This window comes from Rhizobium pisi (assembly GCF_003938655.1).
GTDB lineage: Bacteria > Pseudomonadota > Alphaproteobacteria > Rhizobiales > Rhizobiaceae > Rhizobium > Rhizobium pisi.
In genome coordinates this window covers 165,141-184,276 of sequence record NZ_RJJT01000011.1, presented here as the reverse complement: position 1 = coordinate 184,276, position 19,136 = coordinate 165,141, and the positions used below count along the sequence as shown (strand labels likewise).

General features: G+C 62.3%; 19 protein-coding genes and 1 pseudogene. 12 read left to right on the top strand and 8 right to left on the bottom strand.

Annotated elements, in window-relative coordinates; all coding sequences use genetic code 11:
* Nucleotides 1-19: 19 nt before the first annotated feature.
* Entirely contained in the window at nucleotides 20-1,063 is a 1,044-nt protein-coding gene (locus EFD55_RS17445) for a zinc-dependent alcohol dehydrogenase family protein (RefSeq protein ID WP_125846311.1), read from the bottom strand.
* A 334-nt stretch (nucleotides 1,064-1,397) separates the two neighbouring features.
* Here EFD55_RS17445 and EFD55_RS17440 point away from each other — a divergent pair, with 334 nt between their 5' ends.
* Nucleotides 1,398-2,282, top strand: coding sequence for a branched-chain amino acid aminotransferase (locus tag EFD55_RS17440; RefSeq protein ID WP_125846310.1), 885 nt, complete (start codon nucleotides 1,398-1,400; stop codon nucleotides 2,280-2,282).
* Between the two features lie 314 nt (nucleotides 2,283-2,596).
* On the opposite strand, the gene EFD55_RS17435 is transcribed toward EFD55_RS17440, so the two are convergent.
* Nucleotides 2,597-3,499, bottom strand: a complete 903-nt coding sequence (locus EFD55_RS17435) for a LysR family transcriptional regulator (RefSeq protein WP_125846309.1) — start codon at nucleotides 3,497-3,499, stop codon at nucleotides 2,597-2,599.
* Nucleotides 3,500-3,637: 138 nt separating this feature from the next.
* On the opposite strand from EFD55_RS17435, the gene EFD55_RS17430 reads away from it, so the two are divergent.
* The 4 genes from EFD55_RS17430 to nadE all read left to right on the top strand — a co-directional run bounded on the left by EFD55_RS17430 (nucleotide 3,638) and on the right by nadE (nucleotide 8,792).
* Nucleotides 3,638-4,879: an HlyD family secretion protein gene (locus EFD55_RS17430; protein ID WP_125846308.1), complete on the top strand. Its 1,242-nt coding sequence runs from the start codon at nucleotides 3,638-3,640 to the stop codon at nucleotides 4,877-4,879.
* 74 nt (nucleotides 4,880-4,953) lie between these two features.
* A complete protein-coding gene (locus EFD55_RS17425) occupies nucleotides 4,954-6,573 on the top strand; it encodes an MDR family MFS transporter (RefSeq protein WP_125846307.1) in 1,620 nt (539 codons plus the stop codon).
* 30 nt (nucleotides 6,574-6,603) lie between these two features.
* A complete protein-coding gene (locus tag EFD55_RS17420) occupies nucleotides 6,604-7,809 on the top strand; it encodes an adenylate/guanylate cyclase domain-containing protein (protein ID WP_125846306.1) in 1,206 nt (401 codons plus the stop codon).
* 149 nt (nucleotides 7,810-7,958) lie between these two features.
* Nucleotides 7,959-8,792, top strand: coding sequence for an NAD(+) synthase (gene nadE / locus EFD55_RS17415; protein ID WP_125846305.1), 834 nt, complete (start codon nucleotides 7,959-7,961; stop codon nucleotides 8,790-8,792).
* Between the two features lie 12 nt (nucleotides 8,793-8,804).
* Here the strand turns inward: nadE and EFD55_RS17410 are convergent, their stop codons facing one another.
* The gene (locus EFD55_RS17410) at nucleotides 8,805-9,476 is read right to left on the bottom strand and encodes a glutathione S-transferase N-terminal domain-containing protein (protein ID WP_125846304.1); all 672 of its coding nucleotides are present in this window, start codon (nucleotides 9,474-9,476) and stop codon (nucleotides 8,805-8,807) included.
* A 116-nt stretch (nucleotides 9,477-9,592) separates the two neighbouring features.
* On the opposite strand from EFD55_RS17410, the gene EFD55_RS17405 reads away from it, so the two are divergent.
* Nucleotides 9,593-10,207, top strand: coding sequence for a TetR/AcrR family transcriptional regulator (locus EFD55_RS17405; RefSeq protein ID WP_125846303.1), 615 nt, complete (start codon nucleotides 9,593-9,595; stop codon nucleotides 10,205-10,207).
* 21 nt (nucleotides 10,208-10,228) lie between these two features.
* Here the strand turns inward: EFD55_RS17405 and EFD55_RS17400 are convergent, their stop codons facing one another.
* Entirely contained in the window at nucleotides 10,229-11,488 is a 1,260-nt protein-coding gene (locus EFD55_RS17400; protein ID WP_125846302.1) for a multidrug efflux MFS transporter, read from the bottom strand.
* Between the two features lie 326 nt (nucleotides 11,489-11,814).
* On the opposite strand from EFD55_RS17400, the gene EFD55_RS17395 reads away from it, so the two are divergent.
* Nucleotides 11,815-12,159: a nuclear transport factor 2 family protein gene (locus EFD55_RS17395; protein ID WP_125846301.1), complete on the top strand. Its 345-nt coding sequence runs from the start codon at nucleotides 11,815-11,817 to the stop codon at nucleotides 12,157-12,159.
* A 19-nt stretch (nucleotides 12,160-12,178) separates the two neighbouring features.
* Here the strand turns inward: EFD55_RS17395 and EFD55_RS17390 are convergent, their stop codons facing one another.
* The 3 genes and pseudogenes from EFD55_RS17390 to EFD55_RS17380 all read right to left on the bottom strand — a co-directional run bounded on the left by EFD55_RS17390 (nucleotide 12,179) and on the right by EFD55_RS17380 (nucleotide 14,137).
* Nucleotides 12,179-12,910: a sulfite exporter TauE/SafE family protein gene (locus tag EFD55_RS17390; RefSeq protein WP_125846300.1), complete on the bottom strand. Its 732-nt coding sequence runs from the start codon at nucleotides 12,908-12,910 to the stop codon at nucleotides 12,179-12,181.
* A 50-nt stretch (nucleotides 12,911-12,960) separates the two neighbouring features.
* Nucleotides 12,961-13,613: pseudogene (locus tag EFD55_RS17385) on the bottom strand (class I SAM-dependent methyltransferase).
* Nucleotides 13,614-13,810: 197 nt separating this feature from the next.
* On the bottom strand, nucleotides 13,811-14,137 hold the full coding sequence (locus tag EFD55_RS17380) for a hypothetical protein (RefSeq protein WP_125846299.1): 327 nt from the start codon (nucleotides 14,135-14,137) through the stop codon (nucleotides 13,811-13,813).
* A gap of 213 nt (nucleotides 14,138-14,350) precedes the next feature.
* On the opposite strand from EFD55_RS17380, the gene EFD55_RS17375 reads away from it, so the two are divergent.
* The gene (locus EFD55_RS17375) at nucleotides 14,351-14,953 is read left to right on the top strand and encodes a superoxide dismutase (RefSeq protein ID WP_125846298.1); all 603 of its coding nucleotides are present in this window, start codon (nucleotides 14,351-14,353) and stop codon (nucleotides 14,951-14,953) included.
* A gap of 139 nt (nucleotides 14,954-15,092) precedes the next feature.
* The gene (locus EFD55_RS17370) at nucleotides 15,093-15,938 is read left to right on the top strand and encodes a metallophosphoesterase (RefSeq protein ID WP_125846297.1); all 846 of its coding nucleotides are present in this window, start codon (nucleotides 15,093-15,095) and stop codon (nucleotides 15,936-15,938) included.
* Nucleotides 15,939-15,956: 18 nt separating this feature from the next.
* Here the strand turns inward: EFD55_RS17370 and EFD55_RS17365 are convergent, their stop codons facing one another.
* Nucleotides 15,957-16,652: a helix-turn-helix transcriptional regulator gene (locus EFD55_RS17365; protein WP_125846296.1), complete on the bottom strand. Its 696-nt coding sequence runs from the start codon at nucleotides 16,650-16,652 to the stop codon at nucleotides 15,957-15,959.
* Between the two features lie 129 nt (nucleotides 16,653-16,781).
* Here EFD55_RS17365 and EFD55_RS17360 point away from each other — a divergent pair, with 129 nt between their 5' ends.
* The 3 genes from EFD55_RS17360 to EFD55_RS17350 all read left to right on the top strand — a co-directional run bounded on the left by EFD55_RS17360 (nucleotide 16,782) and on the right by EFD55_RS17350 (nucleotide 19,088).
* Entirely contained in the window at nucleotides 16,782-17,417 is a 636-nt protein-coding gene (locus tag EFD55_RS17360) for a LysE family translocator (protein WP_125846295.1), read from the top strand.
* A 131-nt stretch (nucleotides 17,418-17,548) separates the two neighbouring features.
* On the top strand, nucleotides 17,549-17,989 hold the full coding sequence (locus EFD55_RS17355; RefSeq protein WP_125846294.1) for a c-type cytochrome: 441 nt from the start codon (nucleotides 17,549-17,551) through the stop codon (nucleotides 17,987-17,989).
* A gap of 184 nt (nucleotides 17,990-18,173) precedes the next feature.
* The gene (locus EFD55_RS17350) at nucleotides 18,174-19,088 is read left to right on the top strand and encodes a cytochrome c (protein ID WP_125846293.1); all 915 of its coding nucleotides are present in this window, start codon (nucleotides 18,174-18,176) and stop codon (nucleotides 19,086-19,088) included.
* The last annotated feature ends 48 nt before the right edge of the window (nucleotides 19,089-19,136 follow it).

The following is a 19,136-nucleotide window of genomic DNA, read 5'->3' as shown; positions in this document are numbered from 1 at the left end:
TGGGGCCGGTGGAGTTGCCTTAAGAAAACCGCGTGATGACGCTGATCCCGGTCGTCTCGGCCTTGTCAAGCGCCATCAGCGCGGGCACGGCCTCTTCGAGGCTGATCTGCCGTCCGATCAGCTTCTGCGGCGCGATCTTGCCGGCCGCGAGCATCGAGAGCATGGCGTCGTAACGCCAGGCCTGCATGCCGTGGCTGCCGTAGATCTCCAGTTCATGGCCGATCACCTGCGCCATCGGGATTTGAGGCGTCGCATGCTCGGCGAGCATCAGCCCGACCTGCACGTGCCGCCCGCGCCGGCGCAGGTTCTTGATCGAGTTGAAGCAGGTGGCGGGGTGTCCGAGCGCGTCGATCGAGACATGCGCGCCGCCCTTGGTGATCTCCCGCACCGCCTCCGCGACATCTGCGACGCTTGAGGCATTGACCGTCGCCACTGCGCCGCAGCTTCGCGCGAAGGCGAGTTTCTCCTCTGATATGTCGATGCCGATCGCATTGGCTCCGAGTGCCGTTGCGATCATGATCGCCGACAGGCCGACGCCGCCGCAGCCGTGCACGGCGATCCATTCGCCGGGCCCGGTGCGGGCCTGGTCGGCGACGGCGCGAAACGAAGTGGCGAAACGGCAGCCGAGGCTTGCCGCCGTCGCATCGTCGATTGTATCGGGCAGGTGCACGAGATTGGTGTCGGCATAATCGATCGCCACATATTCGGCGAACGAACCCCAGTGGGTGAAACCCGGCTGAAACTGGTTCGGGCAGACCTGCTGGTTGCCGGAATGGCACTCGGCGCAATGGCCGCAGCCGGAAACGAACGGCACCGTCACTCGGTCGCCCACCTTGAAACGCATGACGCCGCGGCCGGTGGCGACGATCCGTCCGGCAAGCTCGTGTCCCGGCACATGCGGCAGGCGAATATCGGGGTCATGCCCCATCCATCCGTGCCAGTCGCTGCGGCAGAGCCCGCTTGCGCCGACCGATATGACGACGCCGTCTTCAGTGGGCGTCGGATCGGGCAGGGTGCGGATGTCGGGCGCCTGTTCGAAGGCTTCGTAGAACATGGCTTTCATCGGCGTCTTCCCTTGCTGGCTATCCGAGAGTACGCGCATGATGACATGCGGTGGGCAGCCGTTCCAATATTCCATTCCATCATTTTTGCTGATGCACCCATCGATTGAGCGCTTGCTGCCGCGCACGAATATTGCGGTCCGGTGCCGTCCTCCGGTATTTTCTTGCTTCCGCATTTCCCGGCCGGATTTGTCCTTGACCCGGGTTGCCGCGGTGGGTTTTGCTTTGCAGAGCAATTCCAGCAAAGTGCCAAGCAACTTTCCCAGGGAATGCGCTGAAAACAAAGAGATAGAGCATTTCCGTGCGGAAATGCCCGTCTTCATAAGGGAGGGCAAAATGGCCGTCGATACATCACCGCGCTCGACCACCTGGACCCATGTCGATGGGGAATGGCTTCCGGGCAATCCGCCGCTGATCGGGCCGACCTCGCATGCCATGTGGCTCGGCTCGTCGGTCTTTGACGGCGCCCGTTGGTTCGATGGCGTCGCTCCGGATCTCGACCTGCACTGCCAGCGGATCAATCGCTCGGCGCTTGCGATGGGCCTGAAGCCGGTGAAGACTGCCGAGGAAATCGCGGCGCTCGCCTGGGAAGGCGTTGAGAAATTCGATGGCGCAACCGCGATCTACATCAAGCCGATGTATTGGGGCGAACATGGTTCGCCCGGCAGCGTCTCCGTCGATGCGGAATCGACCCGCTTTGCGCTCTGCCTGTTCGAGGCTCCGATGGGCGGTCATGGCGGCACCAGCCTCACGGTCTCGCCCTATCGCCGTCCGTCGCCGGAAACGGCGATGACCGAGGCGAAGACCGGCTCGCTCTATCCGAACAGCGGCCGCATGATCGCCGAGGCGCGTAGCCGCGGCTTCGACAATGCGTTGGTGCGCGACCTGAATGGCAATGTCGTCGAGACCGCCTCATCGAACGTCTTCATGGTGCGCGACGGCGTGGTGATGACGCCTGCGGCCAACCGCACCTTCCTTGCCGGCATCACTCGCGCCCGCGTCATCGGCCTGTTGCGCAAGGCCGGGTTCGACGTCGTTGAAGCAACGCTTTCCGTCGAGGATTTCCTTCAAGCCGACGAGATCTTCACCACCGGCAACTATTCCAAGGTCGTCGGCGTCATCCGCCTCGACGGCCGCGATCTCCAGGAAGGTCCGGTCACCCGCAAGGCGCTGGAACTCTACATGGACTGGGCCTACGGCAGAAGCGAGAGCGAGGAGTGAGAGTGAGGGTGAGGGTGAGGGTGAGGAGCGGTCCCGCGAAGCGGGAGCAATCGATCCAGTGAGTCGATTGCAGCGAAGAACGCCCGAAGCGCAAGCGCAGGGCCGGGGCGGTCGCCTCTACCAAAATCCACGCATCCGCCCCTCATCCGCCTGCCGGCACCTTCTCCCCGCTTGCGGGGCGAAGGGATATGCCGCGACCTTTCCGTACCCAACCTGCGTCTCGCATGGCACGTCCCCTCGCCCCGTTTACGGGGAGAGGGTTAGGGTGAGGGGCAGCGTCTTGCGCTGAGGTCAGGCGATCATCCCTCGCGCACTCACGTCATCCACTTCCGATGTTCCGCAAATCGCTCCACCAGCAAATCGATGAACAACCGCACCTTCGTCGGCAGATGGCTGCGGTTGGGGTAGACCGCGTTGATGTTGAGTTCCACCGGCCGGTAGTCCGGCATCATCTTCACCAGCCGTCCTTCGGCGATGTCGTCGAACACCACGAAGCTCGGCGCCAGGAAGATGCCCCGCCCATTCAGCGTCAGGAAACGCAGCATCTCGGCGCTGTTCGAGACGACGTTGCCGCCGATCTTGATGCTCTCCTGCTTGCCTTCGCCATCCTCGAAGCGCCATTCGTCTCCGTAGGGGTAATAGGCATATTGCAGGCAATTGTGATCGGCGACCTCGGCCGGCGTCTTCGGGTTCGGATGGGTTTCGAGATAGGCCGGCGAGCAGACGAGCATATGGCGCCAGGGCGTCAGCTTGCGCGCGACGAGCGATGAATCCGGCGGTGGCACGGTGCGCATCACCAGATCGTAGCCGTCCTCGATCATGTCGACCATCCGCTCGCCGACGCTGAAATCGAGTGAGATCGCCGGATAGAGTTCCATATATTCGCTGACGACGGGCAGCAGGAAACGCACGATGGCGCTGCTGGTATAGACCTTCAGCGTGCCGCGCGGCGTCGAGCTCAGCGCACCCGCCGTCCGGTCTGCCTCTTCGAGTTCGGCAAGGATCTGCGACGAGCGCTCATAGTAATATTTGCCGGTTTCCGTCAGGCTGACCTTGCGCGTCGTGCGGTTGAGGAGCCGCACGCCGAGCCGATCCTCCAGCGATTGCACGTGATTGCCGACCATGGTGACGGACATGTTGAGCCGGCGCGCGGCGGCGGAAAAACCGCCGCATTCCACCACGCGGCCAAAGACTGTGAGGCTTGTCAGCCGATCCATATTGTCCTCGGATTATCCGCTGAGAGTTGATGATCCTTCCCGATATAAGCAGATTATCAAAATGAATGACAGGGTCCAATTTCCGTCTCATTGAACACGGCCTCTCACAGACGAGGCCAATTGCGAAGGAGAAGGATGATGGTCGAGTTACCCCGCAAGGATGTTTTCGAAGGTGCGAGGGAGGTCGAGCAGATTTTGGCCGAGGACGCCGCCAGGGCGCCCGCCGCCGAGGCGCCTGCCATGCCTGTTGCCGAAAGAGCAGTTGCGAATGCGCCCAAAAAGACCGGCCGCAGCATCGTCAAGCGCGCCGTCATTGCCGCAGCCCTCCTTGCCGGCGTCGCTTTCGCAGGCGATTTCGGCTACCGTTACTGGACGGTCGGCCGCTTCATTGAATCTACCGACGATGCCTACGTGAAGGCCGACTACACCACCGTCGCCCCGAAGGTCGCCGGCTATATCAGGCAAGTGCTCGTCAGCGACAATGACGCCGTCAAGGCCGGCCAGGTTCTCGCCCGCATCGACGACCGCGACTTCCAGGCTGCCCTGTCGCAGGCGAGAGCCGATGTGAAGGCGGCAGAGGCCGCGATTACCAATATCGACGCCCAGATCGCCCTGCAGCAGTCGGTGATCGAGCAGGCGAAGGCGACGATCGATGCTTCGCAGGCGTCGCTGGATTTCGCAGTGTCCGATGCCGCCCGCTCGGCCCGCCTCATCAGCAATGGCGCCGGCACGCAGTCCCGCGCCGAGCAGACCCAGTCGGCCCGCGACCAGGCTTCCGCCGCCGTCGAGCGCGACCGGGCAGCCCTCGTCGCGGCTGAGAATAAGGTGCCGGTGCTCCAAACTCAGCGCGAACAGACGGTTGCCCAGCGTGACCGCGCCACCGCCGCCGCCCACCAGGCGGAGCTCAATCTCTCCTATACCGATATCGTCGCCGCCGTTGATGGTACGGTCGGCGCCCGGTCGATCCGCGTCGGCCAGTATGTCACTTCGGGCACGCAGTTGATGGCCGTCGTGCCGCTGCATGCGGTCTATGTCGTCGCCAATTTCAAGGAAACGCAGCTGACCTATATCAGCCCCGGCCAACCGGTCGAGATCAAGGTCGACAGCTTTCCCGACATATCGATCAAGGGCCATGTCGACAGCGTTTCGCCGGCAAGCGGCCTCGAATTCTCGCTGCTGCCGCCTGATAATGCCACCGGCAACTTCACCAAGATCGTCCAGCGCATTCCGGTCAAGATCGTCATCGACGACGAGGCTCTGAGCGGCCTGCTGCGCTCGGGCATGTCGGTCGAGCCCGAAATCGATACCAAAGCTGCCCAGGCTAAGGCTGCCCAGACCTCCGCGGCAGCCGAGGAGGGATCATCCAGTCCCGCTGGATGATCCCTCCATTTCCCGAATGATCACCCGAACCCCGTCATGAGAAGTTTTCCGTGAAAGCCGGAAGGAGATATGTCATGGCCACTCTTCAGATCGCCGCAAATAGCAATTCGAGCGCACGCCCCACCGCTGCCGCGCCGGCAAAACCTGCCGCCATGAGCCTGCTTCGCATGTGGGCGGCCGTTGTCGGCTCGACGCTCGGCGCCTTCATGGCAGTCCTCAATATCCAGATCGTCAATGCCTCGCTTGCCGATATCCAGGGCGCCATCGGCGCCGGCACGGATGACGGCGGCTGGATCTCGACTTCCTATCTGATCGCCGAGATCGTCGTCATTCCGCTCAGCGCATGGCTGGCGCGGGTCTTCTCGGTCCGCAACTATCTGCTTGTTAACGCCATCCTCTTTCTCGTCTTCTCCGTCGCCTGCGCCTTCGCGGCCAATCTGCAGCAGATGATCATTCTGCGCGCCATTCAGGGTTTTTCCGGCGGCGTGCTGATCCCGATGGCATTCACCATCATCATCACGCTGCTGCCCAAGCCCAAGCAGCCGATCGGCCTTGCCCTCTTTGCGCTTTCGGCCACCTTTGCACCGGCCATCGGCCCGACGATCGGCGGTTACCTCACCGAAAACTGGGGCTGGGAATATATCTTCTACGTCAACCTCGTGCCCGGCGCGCTGATGGTCGGCATGCTCTGGGCCTCGCTCGATCGTGGACCGATGAACCTGAAGCTGCTCGCCAAGGGCGACTGGCCGGGTATCATCACCATGGCGATCGGCCTCGCAGCCCTTCAGACCGTACTGGAGGAGGGCAACAAGGAAGACTGGTTCGGCTCCGATTTCATCCTCCGCCTGTCGGTCATCGCCGCCGTCTCGCTGACGCTGTTCCTGATCATCGAGCTGAAGACTGCCAATCCGCTGCTGAACCTTCGCCTGCTGGTCCGCCGGAACTTCGGCTTCGGCATCGTCGCGAACTTCCTGCTCGGCATTGCGCTTTATGGTTCGGTCTTCGTACTGCCGATCTATCTGACCCGTATCCAGGGCTATAATTCCGAGCAGATCGGCATGGTTCTCGCCTGGACCGGCATCCCGCAACTGCTGCTGATTCCGCTGGTGCCGCGTTTGATGAAGCGCTTCGACGTCCGCCTGCTGATCGTCGTCGGCTTTGCCCTCTTCGCCGCTTCGAACTTCATGAACGTGCACATGACCGGCGACTATGCGAGCGACCAGCTCTTCTGGCCGAATATCGTCCGCGCCATCGGCCAGGCACTGGTCTTCACGCCCCTCTCGGCAATCGCCACTGCGGGCATCGAGCAGGAGAATGCCGGTTCGGCTTCGGCACTCTTCAACATGATGCGCAATCTCGGCGGCGCGGTCGGCATCGCTTCGCTTCAGACTTTCCTGTCGAAGCGCGAGCAGTTCCACTCGAACATCCTGACCAACTCGGTTTCCCTCTTCGAGGAAGCCACCCGCGATCGTGTCGCCAGGCTCACCGCCTACTTCATCAGCCACGGCGTCAGCGACCAGGCGCTCGCGAGCCACAAGGCCGTCGTCGCCATCGCGCTGAAGCTGCGCAAGCAGGCCAATATCATGGCCTTTAGCGACACCTTCTTCCTGCTCGGCGTCGCCCTCGTCGTCGCCCTGCTTGCAAGCCTGCTTCTCAGGAAACCCGGTCAACTCTCCGGCGGCGGCGCTCACTAGCGCCTCGTCCGACTCAAGGAGGAGAAAGCCATGACATCCGCGATCTATGCCGCCGATACCGACAGGCTCCAGCCCAAGACTGCCCGTGATGCCGTCAGCGTCGGTGCACTGCTCTCGATCATCGAATGGCTCTCCGGCGACGAATGCCACGCGCTCGACGAAGCGGGCCTCGTCTCCGGCCTCGGCCGCAGGCTTCAGGCGCTCGGCCTGCCAGTCGACCGGTTGACCCTGCATCTGATGACGCTGCATCCGGAGTTCATCGGACGCACCATCGCCTGGGCGCCGGGCGAGCCGGTCGAGATCCACGACCGCGAACACGGCGCGCGGGTCGCCATATCAAACACGCCGCTGCGCAAGGTCATGGAAACCCGCGAACCGCTTGTCGTCGGCCCAGGCGAAAGCGTGCACGGCCGCTGGCGGCATATCGATGTCTTTGCCGATCGCGGCCTGATGCAGCTCGTCATTGCGCCGCTCAGCAATGCCGATGGGCCGGTCAGCGCCGCCGTCTTCGGCACGAAGCGGCCGGGCGGCTTCACCGCCTCCGACCGTCACGTGATCGAACGCATCCTGCCGGCGCTGCGCAATACCAGCGAGCTGCGCATTCTGCGCCAGGTCGAGCTCAGCCTGCTCGATACCTATATTGGCCCGCTGACGGCAAGCCGCATCCTGGCCGGCCGCATCCGCCGGGACCAGATCGAATCGATCGAGGCGGCTCTGCTGCTCTGCGATCTGCGCGGCTTTACCGAACTGTCCAACCGGCTGCCGGGCAGCACCGTGCTCGGCCTGCTGAATGCCTATTTCGACAGGATCGTGCCAGCCATTACTCGTGAGGGCGGCGAGGTGCTGAAATTCATGGGCGACGCCGTGCTTGCCTTCTTTCCGGGCTACGATGCCGCCCATTCCTGTGGCGCCGCGCTGGCATCGGCCCGCGCCATCCTCGATGAGGTCGACCATTTCCAGTACGAAGGCATCGGCGTGAAAGCCGGCATCGCCCTTCATTACGGCGAAGTCAGCTACGGCAACGTCGGCTCCGGCCGCCGCCTCGACTTCACCCTGATCGGCGGCGACGTCAACCTGGTCAACCGCATCCAGACCGCTTGCAGTGAACTCGGCGAGGCCGTGCTGATGTCGGAGCCGTTTCGCGACGAGGCCGGGGCAGGGGATGTGGTGTCGGTCGGGACGCACATGTTGAAGGGCTTTGCGGAGCCGGTGGAGCTATTTACGATCGTGCGGTAGGTGCGAGCTCACCCTCTCTACCTAGAGATATTGCGTCCCGGCGCCCACTTGCACCAAATGCATGGCAGGTCTGCCCGAAACGGCTTCGCCTTCCCCCCATCTTTTCTCCATAGTGGCGCCGAAATTCCGTAAGTGGGAGGAAGAGGCTTATGACTGTGCTGTTCGACGAACAAGGCGATATCATCCGTGAACTGGGCGTTGCCGCCGATATCGATGCTGAGCATGAGATCGAACGCCGAACCGCCTTCCTCAAGGATTATCTCGTCGCGTCGGGCATGCGCAATTACGTCCTTGGCATCAGTGGCGGCGTCGATTCGCTAACGGCGGCGCTGCTGGCCCAAAAGGCGGTGCGCGAGCTGCGGGACGGCGGCCATACCGCCGAATTCATCGCCGTTCGTCTTCCTTATGGTGTCCAAGCCGACGAAGCCGATGCGAGTCGGGCGCTCGAAACGATCGGCGCGGACCGCTCGATGGTGGTCAATATCAAGGAGCCGGCCGATGCGATGCTTGCGGCGGCCCGTAGCGGCGGCCTCGCTTTTGCCGATGCCGGCCGGCAGGACTTCATCCTCGGCAACATCAAGGCTCGTCAGCGCATGATCGCACAGTTCGCTCTTGCCGGCGCATTGGGTGGTCTCGTCATCGGCACCGATCATGCCGCCGAGGCGGTGATGGGCTTCTTCACCAAGTTCGGCGACGGTGCGGCCGATATTCTGCCGCTCGCCGGTCTCAACAAACGCCGCGTCCGCCTGCTGGCAAAGAGGCTCGGCGCCCCAGATGAACTGGTGTTCAAAGTGCCGACCGCCGATCTCGAAGACCAGCGCCCGTTGCGTCCTGATGAGGAGGCCTATGGCGTCACCTATGACGAGATCGACGATTTCCTCGAAGGCAAGCCGGTCGGCGAGATCTCCCGCCGCCGGATTCTTGCGGCCTATCGGGCGACCGCTCACAAGCGCGCCCTGCCGGTGGCCGTAAACGCGCTCTGACAATCGTCGGCGTTACGGCCTGACCGGCTCACCCGTCCGTCCGGCCGAGGCGAGATAGGCATGCGGTGCGAAATAAACGCCGTCGGCGTCGAAGGCTTCGAGGTCTTCAGCCTGCAGCGCTTCGCGCACCTTCGGCCGCGCCGCAACCTGAGCCATGAAGCCGTGCAGCGCCGGCCATTGCTTAAGATCGATGTCGGTCCAGGGCGACCAGTTCAGGCAGACGAAAAGATAGGCGTCCGCCACGGTGAAGGCATCGCCGGTGAGATAGGGTCCGGCAAGACGGCCATTCAGCCAGGCGAGCCGCTTCGAGATCAGTGCGCGGATCTCCCCATGTACGCTGGAATAAATCGGATTGAACAGCAGCACCATCGGCTTATGCAGCTCGGCGGTGATGAAATTGAGGTAGGATTGCACCTCGTTGCGGCTGAGGTTGCCGACGTCGGGCAGCAGGGCCGAGCCTTCGGCGAGAAACTGCACGATGGCCGGCCCCTCGGTCAGCACCTTGCCGTCGTCGAGCATCAGCGCCGGCACATAGCCATTGCCGTTGATGGCGAGGTAATCCTCGCCTTTGCTCGTCCTGTGGGTTTGCCGGTCGACCTGGACGAGCTCGATATCGAGCCCCAGCTCCCGGCAGATGATGTGCGGCGAAAGCGAACATGCTGCAGCGTGCATATAGAGTTTCATTATGGATCTCCTCTCTTGCGCAGACAGCTGACGCCGACCGCCGATATCGTTGGACATTTGTACTGTTTCGCATAAAATAGTTCTCGTCAAGAATTTAATGCGAAACGGTACAGAATATGAAGGATGAGAAGAAGCGCGGCCGCCCGAGGGCCTTTGACGCGAAGGCGGCAATCGGCAAGGCGCGGGATGTCTTCTGGGACAAGGGGTTTGCGTCCGCCTCGCTCGACACTCTGAGTGCGGCGACCAACCTCAATCGCCCGAGCCTCTACGGCGCCTTCGGCGACAAGGAAGATCTCTATCTCGATACGCTGGAAGGGTATCGGCAGGATGGGATGGACGTGCTGACCGAGGCGCTCGATCCGTCACTGCCGCTTCGCGACAATATTGCCCGCGTCTATGCTGGGGCGCTGGAAATCTATCTGCATGGTGAAACCGCCGCCCGCGGCTGCTTTCTGATCGGCACGGCGACTGCCGAGGCAGTCCAGCATGAGCGCGTGCGCGAGGTGCTCGGCCGCAGTCTCAACGATTTCGACGGCGAGATCGAAAAGCGCATGCGCCTTGCCGTGGAAAGAGGCGAGCTTCCCGAGCGCGCCGATCCCCGGATGCTTGCAAGGCTTGCCTCCGCCGTCATGCATTCGCTCGCCGTCCGCGCTCGTGCCGGCGACAGCCGCGAGGTGCTGGAAGCGATAGCCCGCTCGGGCGTCGAGCTGATCTGCGCGAGTGCCGCGTGAAGCTGATCCCGGACCCGGCTATCACAGGTCATCGGCATCATCTTCAGCCGGAGCTTGATGTTTCCTCATCGGCCGCACCATCCAGGCATAGGCAGCACCGGCCAGAAGCAGTAGCGAGGTGCCGAGGAACACCGCACGCATGCCGATATGTCCGCCGACAAAACCGCCGAGGATGGGACCGGCCACCTGGCCGATATATTGCGAGGAGATGGATAGCCCGAGAATGCTGCCGGCCGCGCTATCCGGCACGCTGTGGCGGATGACCGCGGTGATGCAGGGCAGCAGCCCGCCGAGCGCCATGCCCATCATGAAACGCAGGATAATCAGCTGCCAGGAACTGGTGACGAAGGCCTGCGGGATCAGCAACAGCCCGGCGACGGCGAGTGCGCCTGCTATGACGGGCCAATGGCCGATCCTGTCGGCGAGTTTGCCGAGCCATGAGGCCGAAAGGATGCTGCCGAGGGCAGCGCCCGACATGACGATGCCCGATATGATTGTCACCTGGGCTTCGACGGGCACGAGCTGCGCGACATAGACGGTGATGATCGGCTCGATCGACATATTGGCGAACATCAGCAGCATGCCCGTTACCAGCATGGCGATGACTGGCCGCTTGTCGGCAATGGATTTCCAGCCGCCGCTCGCCTTCGCTGCCTGCTTGCGGGCGGGCGATTTCTCTTCCTTGATCAGGAAGGCCGTGGCGAGAAAGGCGAGGAAGATCATGCCGCCGGCGGCGAGAAACGAACCGCGGATGCCGATGACGGGAGGCAGCGCCCCGCCGAGCAGTGGCCCGACGAGATTGCCGGCCATGATGCCGGATGAGAGAACGCCGAGCGCCCAGGCCGAACGGTCCTTCGGCGTCTGCGTCGCCACCAGCACCATCGAGCCGGAGGAGTAACCGCCGGCAAGCCCGACGAAGAGGCGCAGCGCCACCAGCTGCCAGACATTGCCGGCCATTCCCATCAGCGAGATCGCCACCGTCATGCCGAGACTGGCGCGCACCAGCATCAGCTTGCGGCCATAGATATCGCCGAGCCGCCCCCAGAGCGGCGCGACCAGAGCCGCGGCGAAGAAGGTGGCGCCATAGGCGATGCCCGACCATTGCACGATCGCCGCATGGTCGCTGACGCCGAGTTCCTCGACATAGAGCGGCAGGAAGGGCAGCAGCAGCGTCATCGCCACGATCGTGGTGAAGGAACCGATCAGCGAGACGGCGAGGTTGCGCTTCCAGTAGATCGAGCCCGGCCTGGCGCTGGCGGCATCCCATTGCGTATCGGTCATTCGTTGCCTCGGCATTGATCAGAGAGCGCAGCTCTTGCGCGCCTGATGAAATGATGTGCCCCTTTGCCGCGGCGAGCGGATCGGCGCGGATGAAACTGTCCTGAGATCAAGCTTTCTACGTCGGGCGCATGGGACCGTAGCGGCGCACGCGCTCGTCGTTCCAGGGTGGGCACGCGCCCATATAACCGCCGTTTGGCCAGTCCTTCAAGACGGCGCTCCCGGCAGCGATGGCCTGTTTTCAGAAATTGCCGAAGCGATCTGGACCGTCTCAGGCGAAACTGTTAGGCTGATTGCAATATGCAATCAGTAATTCGGAGGACATTGCTATGAGCGACATGCGCATATCGCGCGAGCAGACCGTCCGCGATCTCTACGCCGCCTATCTCGATGACCGCAAGGATATCGCCGGCGCCATGTTGACGGAGGATTTTACCTTCTCCAGTCCGCGTGACGACCACATCGCCCGCGCCGTGTATTTCGAGCGCTGCTGGTCGAAGGAGCCGATCTTCCGTGGCCTTCACATCGAGTTCCTGGCGATCGACGGCGACGAGGCAATCGTCCGCTACCGTGCCGAGAAGCTCGACGGCACCAGTTTCCGCAATATGGAAAGTCTCCGCTTCCGCGATGACAAGATCGCATCCGTGGAGGTCTATTTCGGCCGGAATCTGTGATCTCATGCAATAGTGCGGTCTACAGGATCCGTATCGCCGACGTTGCGATGATGATCATCGAGACCGCCACCATCAGCGGCCGCACCGGCAGGCGGTTGACGAGAATCGCGCCCAAGGGTGCTGCAATGACGCCGCCGATGATGAGGCCGATCGCGGAATTGAGTTGGGACCAGCCGAGTGTGGCAACGAAGGTCAGGGAAATCGTCAGCGTCACCGCAAATTCGGTGAAGTTGGTCGAGCCGATCACCCGCTTCAGGTCATGGCCGCGGCCGATGAGCGTGCTGGTGACGATCGGTCCCCATCCGCCGCCGCCGATCGCATCGAGCACGCCGCCGCAGAGGCCGACGGGCGGTACGGCCCAGTCGCGCACCTCACGCTGCACCGGCGGCCGGAAGGCCTTATAGAGGATCAGCAGCCCGATCGCGATCAGATAAGCCGACACATAGGGCTCGATCGTCTTGCCGTCGATGTTGGCGAGCAGATAGGCGCCGATCGCGCCGCCGATCATGCCGGCGGGCGCAAGCCGCACCACCAGACGCCAGTCGACATTGCGATGATAGGCATGCGAGAGACCCGACGCCGCGGTCGTGAACATTTCCGCCACATGCGTCATGGCGCTGGCATTTGCCGCCGGCACCCCGAAAGCCAGAAGGCTGGTCGTCGACAGCACGCCGAAGGCCATGCCGAGTGCGCCATCCACGATCTGCGCGCAGAAGCCGACGGCGATGAAGAAGAAGATATCCGATGTCATGCGGTCCCTCGAACGAACGATAGAGGCGACGCGGGATGAAACTCTCCGCCTCAGGCGGCAAATCCGCGCTGTTTCAGCCGGACGATCTTGAAGAAGCCGTTCGGAAAGACCGGCAGGATATCGGCAGGCGCAAAATCGCCGCGGCGCTCGGCCCAGGCGATGATGCGATGGATTCGGAAGGCGGAGGACCAGCCGATGTGACGCACCAGCGGCGCCACCGCCACCTCGATCGCGCCCTGCAGACCGGCGCCGTCGCCGAGCTTGCTTGCGAGGATGATCTCGCCGCCCGGACGCAGCACCCTGGCGCATTCGTCGAGCGCCCGTTCGGGCTCGGGGATGAGCGTGATGACGAAGGGCAGGCAGACCGCATCGAACGACCGGTCGGCAAAGGGAGCGCATGCGCATCCATGACCTCAAGCGCCTGCACATGTAACAGGTTTTCGCGCCTCGTCTTTTCGCGGGCACGCGCGATCATGTGTTCGGAAATATCGATGCCGGTCACCCGGCAGCGGCGCGGGTAGTGCCCGAGCGTCAGGCCTGTGCCGACGCCGATCTCCAATATATCCGTACCGGCCGCCGCCGCGAGCGCCGCAAGCTTGCGGTGACCGTCACGCAGGATGCCGCGATAAATGCGGTCATAGACCGGCGCCCAGCGCTGATAGATTTTCTGCTGATCTTCCGCCCTGTTGCGAAGCTCTGACATGCCGGCGCCTCCCCAAAGCAAATCCGGCAAAATTGCAGAGCGGTTTTTGCGTTCGGAATTGCGTAAAATAAAACAGTTAGAGCGGTTCTGCGTTTTCACAAAAAAAGCTGAGCCGTAAGGCCCAGCCTCTAAACTCTTGAGAGCTGCCTCGGGTTCCTCACGGATAAGGCGCAAAAGCCGGCCGGCGCCGTGGCGGCCTATTTTGCCGGCATGAGCCCGAGCTTCTTGCCGTCCAATTCGCTGCCGATCTCGACTGTTTTCTTCTGCTTGTCGTAGACGCAGATCTGGGCGATCAGTCCTTTGGCGCCCTTCGGCTTGCCGGTCAGCAGGGCGAGCCCGTAGTGGGTGGAGCCGAAGGGATCGATGGTGGCGGTAGGCTTTTCGATCGTCACCGCCGCCTTCTTGCATTTGGCTTCCACATCAGCGGCGAACTGCTGCCAGGCCGCGTCGGAGGAGGCGTGCGCCGCACCTGCGAGGGAAAGAAGCGTGGCTGCGGCCAGAAGCCGGATTATATTCCTGTTCATATCGGTTCTTCCTTGATTGGTGTCGCCGGCGAAGCGGTTTTCGGGGCAAGCATCCTCGGTGATTTGCAGGCGCGATTACAGCCCTGCAACTGAGGCAAATTTTCCTCCGGCCGGTCGTTTTTTGATATTTCGCCGGTTGCCTCTCCCCCTTTCCCCTCCTATGTTCCGCCTCACCTGCCGATGACGCAATCTATTGCCAAGAGGAGATCTGACATGGCTTTCGAATTGCCTGAACTTCCCTATGATTACGAAGCGCTTGCTCCCTTCATGTCGAAGGAAACGCTGGAGTTTCACCACGACAAGCACCATAAGGCCTATGTCGACAACGGCAACAAGCTCGCCGCCGAAGCCGGTCTTTCGGATCTCTCGCTCGAAGACGTCGTGAAGAAGTCGTTCGGCACCAATGCCGGCCTCTTCAACAACGCTGCCCAGCACTACAACCACATCCATTTCTGGAAGTGGATGAAGAAGGGCGGCGGCGGAAGCAAGCTGCCCGGCAAGCTCGAAGCAGCCTTCGCCTCCGATCTCGGCGGCTATGACAAGTTCAAGGCCGATTTCGCCACCGCCGGCGCCACCCAGTTCGGTTCCGGCTGGGCCTGGGTTTCCGTCAAGAACGGCAAGCTTGAAATCTCCAAGACCCCGAACGGCGAAAACCCGCTCGTTCACGGCGCCACCCCGATCCTCGGCGTCGACGTCTGGGAACACTCCTATTACATCGACTATCGCAACGCCCGCCCGAAATATCTCGAAGCCTTCGTCGATAGCCTGATCAACTGGGACTACGTCCTGGAGCGCTACGAAGAAGCCACGAAGTAAGCGGTACAAGACTCGCCACCACGGCGGCGATGTCATCCGCCTCTTTGAATTCTGCACCCGGCGCCTTCCAAGCGCCGGGTGTTTTGTTTCCGGCGGAAGCCGTCACATCCCTGTCACCACCCGCTCCTAATCACGCTCCATGTCTTCTTCGAGTCTTCCTCTGTTCCGTTTCGGCATCATTGCCGACCCGCAATATGCGGCGATCGCGCCGCATGCGGCCATGGACCGCTATTACGCCAACAGCCTTGCCAAGGTTGCCGAGGCGATCGAGGTCTTTAATGGCGAGGAGCTAAGCTTTGTCATGACGCTCGGCGATGTCATCGACCGCAGCTTCGCAAGCTTCGACGATATCCTGCCGGTCTATGAGAAACTGCGCCACGAGGCGCTCTTCCTGCTCGGCAATCACGATTTCTCGGTTTCTTCAGGGCATCTGTCCGAAGTCGCCACGCGCCTCGGTATGCCGTCGCCCTATTACAGCTTCTCCCGTCACGGCTGGCGTTTCATCATGCTCGACGGCAATGAGGTCAGCACCTTCGCGCCGCCTGAAGGCCATCCTCATCGCGCGCTTGCCGCCGAGATGCTGGCGGAACTGCAGGCCAGGGGCGCGAGGAACGCTCATCCATGGAATGCTGCGCTGAGCGACAAGCAATTTACCTGGCTGAGTGATGAAATCGCCAGCGCCGCTGCGGCCGAGGAGAAGGTGATCGTCATGAATCACTATCCGGTGCATCCGCCCAGCGAGCACGGCATGTGGGACAGCGAGCGCATCGTCGCACTGCTCGCTTCGCAAGGCAATGTCGTCGCCTATCTCAACGGCCATGACCACGTCGGCAATTACGGCGTGGCCGGCGCCTGCCACTTCGTCAATTTCAAGGGCGTAGTCGATACCGAGAGCGAAAACGCCTTTGCGATCGTCGAGGTTCATGCCGACCGTATCGAAATCCGCGGCTTCGGCCGGGAAGAGAGCCGCACGCTGCCCTATTAGGCTGTGCGCTGGCCGGCGTCACGCCGGTATAGTCGTCTCTGTCCAGCCGCTCGTCCAGATTTCCCGCAGCCTGTCGCCGTCGCCCTTGAAGAAATCCTCCGCTGCCGCACAACGCTCCACCCGGTCGCTGCGGAAGTTGCGGATCGCCTGGCGCAACTCGCACCAGGCGACGATATTGGCGGTCTGCGAGTAATAGATCAGCGCGATCGGCCGGATCGTCCGCTCGCTCGCACGGCCAAGCTCGTCGCGGTAGCCGAGCGTGAGCTTTCGTTCGTCGCGGATCGCGCGCCGCACGATCGCAAGGTCGAATCCAACAGGCGGCTGCGCGATCGTGCCCCAGGCATAAAGCGCCTTGTTGTCCATCGCCTGGCGCAGCGGGGCCGGCACCGCGCCTGATATCTTCCGGTTGACCCGGCGTGCGGCCTGCTTCAACTCCTCGTCCGCCGTCCTTTCGAGCAGCGCCAGCGACAGCACGATCGCCTCCATCTCCTCGATCGAGAACATCAGCGGCGGCAGGTCGAAACCCGGCCGCATGATGTAGCCGATGCCTCGCCCGCCCTCGATCGGCACCCGCATCGCCTGAAGCGCTGCGATATCGCGATAGATCGAGCGCACGGTCACTTCAAGCGTCTCGGCCATGACAGCCGCCGTCATCGGCTTTCTTGCCAGCCTGAGGATCTGAATGATCTCGAAAAGCCGTGAGGCCTTGCGCATTTTCTTGTCTCCGCTCTGAACGCTCCTGACAATACACTGTCAGTTGGGTTTGCCTATAGATCCGCCTATCGAATTGAAATCAATCAAGGTCTCTCGAAAGGCCGATAAAACCAACGACGGATAACTGACATGAATTACCATGAAAACCTCTGGCTCTTCTTCACCCTTCTCTTCGGCATCATCATCGTGCCGGGCATGGACATGCTGTTCGTGCTCGCCAATTCGCTGACCGGTGGCACCAAGCGCGGTTTGGCCGCGACCGGCGGCGTCATGGCCGGCGGCGCCGTGCATTCGGCCTATGGCGCGGCCGGCGTCGGCGTGCTCGTCACCATGCTGCCACAGCTCTTCAACCTGTTGCTCTTTGCCGGCGTCGCCTACATGATCTGGATCGGCATTTCGCTGGTCCGCAGCTCGATCACCGTCGAGGCCGTCGGGCCGGGAACGGCGCGCTCCAGCTGGCGCGCCTTCCGCCAGGGCGCCGTCACCTGTCTGGTCAACCCGAAGGCCTATATTTTCATGTTTGCCGTCTATCCGCAGTTCCTGAGACCGGAGTATGGCCCGATCTGGAGGCAGGGCCTGATCATGGGCATCATGACCGTCGTCACCCAGCTCGCCGTCTACGGCACGCTGGCGATGACGGCCGGCCGCAGCCGCGACCTTTTGGTCGCAAATCCTGACGTCACGGCCTTTGTAGGCCGCTTCGCCGGGATGCTGCTGATCGCGGTTTCCGCTTTCAGTCTCTGGCAAGGCTGGAAAACCGCCTGAGTCATCGCGGCTTATCACATTGTTTTTATGTTGATACGGCAAAACGTGACTATCTCGGCGCATGGATTTTGGCATGCTCCCGGTGCAGATTGACCGGCGGCCGCCTTGGTCGAGGAAAAATGGAGAGGAATATGAACTGGAAAGCAGTAGCTGCGGCTGTGGCGATGGCCGGCATGGCCGTCGGCTCGGTGACCGCCGCTGACGGTACTCATGATTCACGCGTTGCGCTGATGAAGCAGATCGGCGGTTCTGCCGGGGCCTTAGCAGCCATCGCCAAGGGCACCAAACCCTATGACGCCGAGGCAGTGAAGACGGCGCTGACGACAATCGCCGCAACGGCCAAGGTTTTCCCCGATCAGTTCAAGCCGGGCTCGGACACGAACGACGAAGGCGCAAGCCCGAAGATCTGGGAAAACATGGATGACTTCAAGGCGCACGCCGCCAAGCTTTCCAGCGATGCCGAAATCGCGCTCGCCCAGCTTCCGGCCGACCCCGCGGCCGTCGGCGCCACGCTCAACACGCTCGGCGCCAGCTGCGGCGGCTGTCATAAGGCCTATCGCCTCAGCAAATGAGCGATAGGCCGTTCTGGTCTAAAGCAATTCTAGAGCGGGTTTTGCGCCCCGGAATTGAGCAGGCGAAACATCCCCGATCCGCGCCGGCCTTGCCGCTGACGCGGATCATCTTATTCTCCGCCCGTGCGGGCTGGTCGCAGAATCGCTCCGCGCAGGAAAATCTCGGCAAAAGGGGAGGCGGCGCATGGTCCGCAGGTTCATCCGGTTTCTGCTCTGTCTGATCGGCGTTGCCGTCCTCGGCGGTTGCGCCTTCTATCTTATCACCGCGCCCGATCCGCTGCCGGAGAGCCATTGGGCCAATCTCGGCGCGCCGGATACGGCAAACGGCGAGATGGTTTTCTGGGCCGGCGGTTGCGTCAGCTGTCATGCCGCGCCGGGTTCGGAAGGTGACGCCAAGCTGACGCTTTCAGGTGGCCTCGCGCTGAAGAGCCCTTTCGGCACCTTCCATGTGCCGAATATTTCGCCGGATGAAAAAGCAGGCATCGGCGCCTGGACGCTTGCCGAGTTCGGCAACGCGATGAAACGCGGCGTCGGCCCTGACGGCAAGCACCTTTATCCGTCCTTTCCCTATGGCTCCTATTCCCGCATGAGCGACAAGGACGTCAACGATCTCTTCGCCTTCCTGAAAACCCTGCCAAAGAGCACGAGCGTCGCGCCGCCGCACGAACTGCCGTTCCCCTTCAACATCCGGCTTGCGCTCGGCGGCTGGAAGTTTCTCTATTTCAGCGATCAGCCGCGCGTGGCTCTGGCAAAGAGCGATGACAAAGTGAAGCGCGGGCAATATCTCGTCGAAGGCCCGGGTCATTGCGGCGAATGTCATACGCAGCGGGATGCGCTCGGCGGCTTCAAGTCCGATATGTGGCTTGCGGGTGCTCCCAACCCGGAAGGGAAGGGCCGCATACCCGACATCACCCCGGCTTCAAAGAACATCGGCGGCTGGAGCGAAGCCGATATCGCGAGCTACCTCGAAACCGGTTTCACGCCCGATTTCGATTCCGTCGGCGGCTCGATGGTCGATGTGCAGAAGAATATCACTCATCTGCCGGCCTCCGACCGCGAGGCGATCGCAGCCTATCTGAAGGCGGTGCCGGGCCGCTAGACTATCCCGCTCCGGGCAAGCGCGGTGCTTCATTCTCGGCCATCGATG